The sequence below is a fragment of the Flavobacterium sp. T12S277 genome (assembly GCF_048514875.1).
In the GTDB taxonomy this organism is placed as follows: Bacteria; Bacteroidota; Bacteroidia; order Flavobacteriales; family Flavobacteriaceae; genus Flavobacterium.
In genome coordinates this window covers 1-5009 of the sequence record NZ_JBLYEG010000043.1, presented here as the reverse complement: position 1 = coordinate 5009, position 5009 = coordinate 1, and the positions used below count along the sequence as shown (strand labels likewise).

General features: G+C 33.1%; 5 protein-coding genes. 2 read left to right on the top strand and 3 right to left on the bottom strand.

The genetic code is table 11. The annotated features are described in order from the left end of the window. Positions 1–104: 104 nt before the first annotated feature. The 3 genes from ACN1CN_RS22520 to ACN1CN_RS22510 are packed head-to-tail and all read right to left on the bottom strand — an operon-like array spanning position 105 to position 3013. The gene (locus tag ACN1CN_RS22520) at positions 105–1520 is read right to left on the bottom strand and encodes a carboxypeptidase-like regulatory domain-containing protein (protein ID WP_419137902.1); all 1416 of its coding nucleotides are present in this window, start codon (positions 1518–1520) and stop codon (positions 105–107) included. Positions 1521–1547: 27 nt separating this feature from the next. After that, on the bottom strand, positions 1548–2447 hold the full coding sequence (locus ACN1CN_RS22515; protein WP_419137900.1) for a FecR family protein: 900 nt from the start codon (positions 2445–2447) through the stop codon (positions 1548–1550). Positions 2448–2497: 50 nt separating this feature from the next. Continuing rightward, on the bottom strand, positions 2498–3013 hold the full coding sequence (locus ACN1CN_RS22510) for an RNA polymerase sigma factor (RefSeq protein WP_419137898.1): 516 nt from the start codon (positions 3011–3013) through the stop codon (positions 2498–2500). Positions 3014–3213: 200 nt separating this feature from the next. Between ACN1CN_RS22510 and ACN1CN_RS22505 the strand changes: the two genes are divergently transcribed. Both ACN1CN_RS22505 and ACN1CN_RS22500 read left to right on the top strand, forming a co-directional pair. After that, positions 3214–4233 (top strand): hypothetical protein, encoded by a 1020-nt coding sequence (locus ACN1CN_RS22505; RefSeq protein WP_419137896.1) that lies wholly within the window; start codon positions 3214–3216, stop codon positions 4231–4233. Positions 4234–4760: 527 nt separating this feature from the next. Then, on the top strand, positions 4761–5009 hold a 249-nt coding region (locus tag ACN1CN_RS22500; RefSeq protein ID WP_419137894.1), incomplete at its 3' end, for a hypothetical protein.

Genomic DNA, 5009 nt, shown 5'->3' with positions numbered 1-5009 from the left:
AAAAATATAGTTTTTAATCAAAACGGAGGTGGTCATTTTGCTCCGGAATTAGGTGGTCATTTTGAACTGGAATCAGGTGCTCACTTTAAAACGGAATGGGGTGATCAATATAACCGGAATTTGCACTGATCTCCAAAAGTAGTTTTTTGGTTGGCCAAAAGTTCGTAAGCAGAATTGTAAATATTGATTTTAGTTGTATTATAGTTGTTCCAGTTCCTTTTCCACGACAAATTTCCACCATAATTTTGTTGGCGTAAAACATTGTTTTCCGATTTGTTCATATTGTATACAGTGGCACTTTGAAAAACTTCCAGATTATCTTTAATGGTAATTAAATCGAGTATGATTTGATCTTTATCGCCTATTTTGTGCGCATATTTTAATGTAGCATCATAAAAGTCAAATTTCTTATCACTGCGATAATCTATATTTTGTTTGTCTGAAAAGTCTGTGATCGTAGTATTTTGAAATACTTTATTAAAATATTCTTTGTAGGTAGGTGTTTCTACAAAATCGGTAATCGATTTACGCGCCGAAATTTCGATAGAACTCTTTTTTGAGAGATTGTACTTTGCATAAATATCGGCATTTATCATATTTATTCCTGCGTTAAACGTATTTTTTTCGGTTGTTTCAGGAGTAGAGGAAATGGCTACTACACTAGATACACTCTCGCCGTAAAAGGCAGAGCTCCCGTTTTTATAAATAGAAATGGTATGTGCCAGATTGGGATTAAAAACGGATATTAAACCAAAGAAATGCCCGGTTTGAAACATTCGGATTCCATTCCACAAAAATAAATTCTGATCGTGCGTACCACCACGTACATTGATGCTGGATACACTTTCGTCAAGACTGTTTACACCCGGAATTTGCTGCATGGTTTGTAAAGCATCAGGCTCTATAAGTCCGGGTAGAATACCAAATTTTTTAGGTTTAATTTCAAAAGATCCATCTGTACTTTTTGAAATCCCCGAAGCTAAAATAGCACTGGCTTTAATTTCTTGAAGTTCTGTGATTTCAGGCTCTAATGTTATTTGCAGACAGTTTTTGGATGAGGAATTACTGATGACAATTTTTTTGGTTATAAAGCCAATATGGCTGATTAGGAATGTATTTTTAAGGTCTTTTTTAAACTCAAAATAACCATTAGAATCAGTGGTAGTTTGAGTTTTGTTAAGCAGGTTAATATTGGCGTTTTCAATAGGTTTTTTATGATCAGTAGAAAAAACATAACCACAAATCATTTCCGATTCAGTATCATTTTTATAAATATTAATGAATTGGTTTTCGATATTTTCAAATGACAGATTGGTTTTTTCTGTAAGATATTGTAGTTTCTGATCTAAAGTAAGAGATCCTTTAGGAGGGTTTAGTTGTAGGTTGGTAATATTGTCTTCCGTGTAATTAAAACTTACATGATGTTGTTTTTCTATAGCTGCAATAATTTTTTTAAAAGGCACAGGTTTTCCTTTGTCTTGAGCGAAGCCGTTCAGGACAAGGAAAAACAGAAAAAACAAAAAATGAAATTGTTTGGGGAGAGACATTTATTTTTCGTCAAAAATTATTTTATTTTTCGAGACTTTTTTAGCCTCTAAATGATAGGTTGTACTAATAATTTGTATGGCTGTGTTTAAATCCTTCGCAGGTAATTTTCCGGTAAATAAAGAGACCGTATCTTTTGTGTTCAATTCAATTGTAATATTGTATTGTCTTTCAACCTCGTCTAATATTGCCCGGATATTTTCCTGGTAAAAAGATATTTGATTGTCAATCCACTCTGGTTTCAATGATCTTACATTCAATTTTACTTGTTTGCCGTTTTCAAAATTAACACTTTGTCCGTGGGTTAGTACAATTTGAGTGTTTGCATAATTTACTTTTACGCGTCCTTCATAACAAACGACATCAAACTTGTTTTTTCTAACTTTAACGTTAAATTGAGTTCCTAAAACTGATACTTTCCCCAGGCTGGTCTGTACTTCAAATCGTCGGCCTTTGGCAACTTTAAAATAGGCTTCTCCTTTTAATTCAAGGTGTCTGTTATTGGTCCAGTTCCATTTTTTGTAACTTATTTCAGAACCGGAGTTTAGCACAACTTCAGAGTTATCAGGCAATGAAAAAGAGGTTTTCTCTCCAAAATTTGCGGTTTGAGTCTGAGGGACAAAAAGTTTCATAACAAACGTAATTCCGAGCGCTAACACAAATACAGCGGCAGCTTTAAACATCCATTTTTTGTATAAAGGAATTACTTTTGGAGTTTCTTTTTTCTGATTGAGGATATTAGACAACATCTTATTCTCATCAAAATCATCTACTTCCAAATGATCAGTATAATTCTTTATTTTTTGGTATTTTTCAAAATCGGGACTTGCTTCAAATTCAGCTAATTCATCCTGAGATAAATCATTGTTAAGCCATTTTGCTAATAAGCGATTTTTTTTCATTACACTGGTATTATGTTGTTAAAACAATTGAATCTAAATTTACCCTACTTCTATAAATCAATTTCTTTGCGTAAGCTTAGCAAAGCAAGATGAATACGCTTTTCAACAGCCTTCACGCTAATATTAAGCTGTAAGGCGATTTCGCTGTATTTTTTTCCGTCAATTCGATGCATCAAAAAAGCGATACGTTGTTTTTCGTTTAAATTTTCAATGGCTTTCAAAAGCTTAGTTTGAAATTGTTTCTCCTCCAGAATATATTCCGGATTTTCATTTGTTTTATCTAAGCCAGTGAAGTTTTTCTCGTACCTCAAAACAACTTTTTGATGTGCAATTGCGTTGAGGCTGCTGTTATTTGCAATAGTATATAGGTATGACTTTGCTTTTTCAAGAGGCACTGAAGCACAATTTTGCCAAAGTTTTACAAATGCTTCCTGAGCTAAATCTTCCGCCTGATCGATATTGCCAAATTTGTAAAAGAGAAAATTGCGAAGCGCTTTTACCTGACTTTTAAAAAAAGTCGAAAAGATTATTTCATCGCAAGTATTTGATTGGTTTTTTTGTGACATTTGGTTTTTCAGTTGTTACCTTGCAAAAGTATTTGTTTTTGGTTTAAGTAGGGTAAAAGCAAAGCCGATTGTTTTATACAAACAGGAAGTGTTGTTTTCTGTTGATAATTAATGTTTTGTAGAATCGAATGAAAGTCCTTGGAGAGGATTTATTAAAAAAACAGTTTCTTTAATTTTGTTACCTTTGTAAAAATATAAATATGTTCCCCTTGAAAAAATATTTATCAATAGTGGTTTTCTTGTTCTTGCTGTCTTGTCAAAGCGAAATGGATGAGAAAGATAATAACGCGCAGGGAACAGTTACAAATGTTTCGCCTCTTACGACTTATTTGCAAAGGGTTGCAATGGTTCAAACCGTGCAGGATAATGTAATCGACAGGTCTAGTTATTGCACGATCAAACTCCCTTATACGGTTACTGTTAATAATGCAAAAATCGCCATAAATACTACTGCCGATTATAAAAAAGTAACAGACAATATAAATGCAAGTACGTATGATGACGATATTGTAAAAATAGACTTCCCCGTAATGATGGTGTACTATAATTATATTGAAAAAAACATTCCGACTGAATCTGACTTCAATACTTTAATAGACTACTGGAATCTTCATCCTGACTTGTTATCCAAAATTAATGGACTAAACATAAACTACCCTATAACGATTAATAGTTATAACGGCGCAAATCAAATTGCAAGTGCTGTTTCGATTGTTAGCGATCAGACCTTTTTCAATTTTATAAAAAATTTGAATAGCAGTCAGTATATTTCATTAAAATATCCAATTACCATAGCGGATTACAATAATCAGACAAAATCAATCTCTAATAACTTAGAATTCGAAAATGCAATTAAATATGCAATTGACAATGCTCCTGAAAATAATATTGTAACACTTGATTTTTCACAAACGATAACAAAGGGGGGCTGGGTAATACCTTATTTTTTTGATGACTCAGAAAAGACATCCACTTATGTTGATTATTCATTTGTTTTTAAAAGTGACAAATCTGTAGTTGCTACTAAAGGAGGGGTGTCACAAACGGGTCAATGGGAAAGTACATTACAGAATGGAGTTAGAGAGGTTAAAATAGAGTTCAATTCAGAACCCTTAAGTAAATTGAATCGCAGCTGGAAGTTATTTGAGTTTAATAACTCTCAAATTCGATTACGTGATGTGAGTACTACTACCGATTATCTTTATTTGCAAAAACAATGATGATCGCATGTATTCGTATTGCAAAAGAAGTTATCGATAGTTTAAATTAAATACCTACTTATATATATAGTACCAACCCGACAGGTTTTCAAAACCTGTCGGGTTTATTTTTGTCTACCTATATATAAGAGTAATTTTTGCCCAGCTAAGCGAAAATATAATAAGAGATGTTTTGTCTGGCTGAGCGAAGTTGAAGCCATCAAGTTTGGAATTTGGATTTTGGAATTTGAAGTTTTTAGAAGCCATCTCCCGCTATTCGTTTCAATCTTTTGCTTTTTAAAGGAAAAAGCAAAAGGATTTCCACTTCTATCGGGGCTAGGGTGGAGGTTTTCAAAAGAAAACACCCCCAAAAATAAAAACACAGCGTCCTTTTAAACCCGACAGGTTTTCAAAACCTGTCGGGTTTGTTTTGCGAGACCAGTAAAATAGGGGTATTTCAAAGGCAGGTGTAGTATTGAAACTAATTCACTAAAGAAAAACCTTTCAAAACTAAAATTACTTTAATTTCTAAAAGTGGTGTTATCAGAGTGTTAACAAAAAGTTTTCAAAAACATCAAAAATACTTCACTAAAAAGCTTGTGAAAGCGAATAAAGTGTCTACTTTTGCACCCGCAACAGCGATAGACGTTCACCGAAATACTGGCAAGAAAGAGAATCAAAACGAAAAGAAATTTTCAAATAAAAATTCAAAAAAAGCTTGCGAGAATGGAAAACGGATATTACATTTGCACCCCGCAAAATATGCGAAGCTCATTGAAAGATTGGAAGGAGAAAGA

What these genes read in the sequence shown, in the direction of transcription:
- ACN1CN_RS22515 (WP_419137900.1), bottom strand. Translation starts at nt 2,447, where the DNA reads ATGAAAAAAAATCGCTTATTAGCAAAATGGCTTAACAATGATTTATCT.
- ACN1CN_RS22510 (WP_419137898.1), bottom strand. Translation starts at nt 3,013, where the DNA reads ATGTCACAAAAAAACCAATCAAATACTTGCGATGAAATAATCTTTTCG.
- ACN1CN_RS22505 (WP_419137896.1), top strand. Translation starts at nt 3,214, where the DNA reads ATGTTCCCCTTGAAAAAATATTTATCAATAGTGGTTTTCTTGTTCTTG.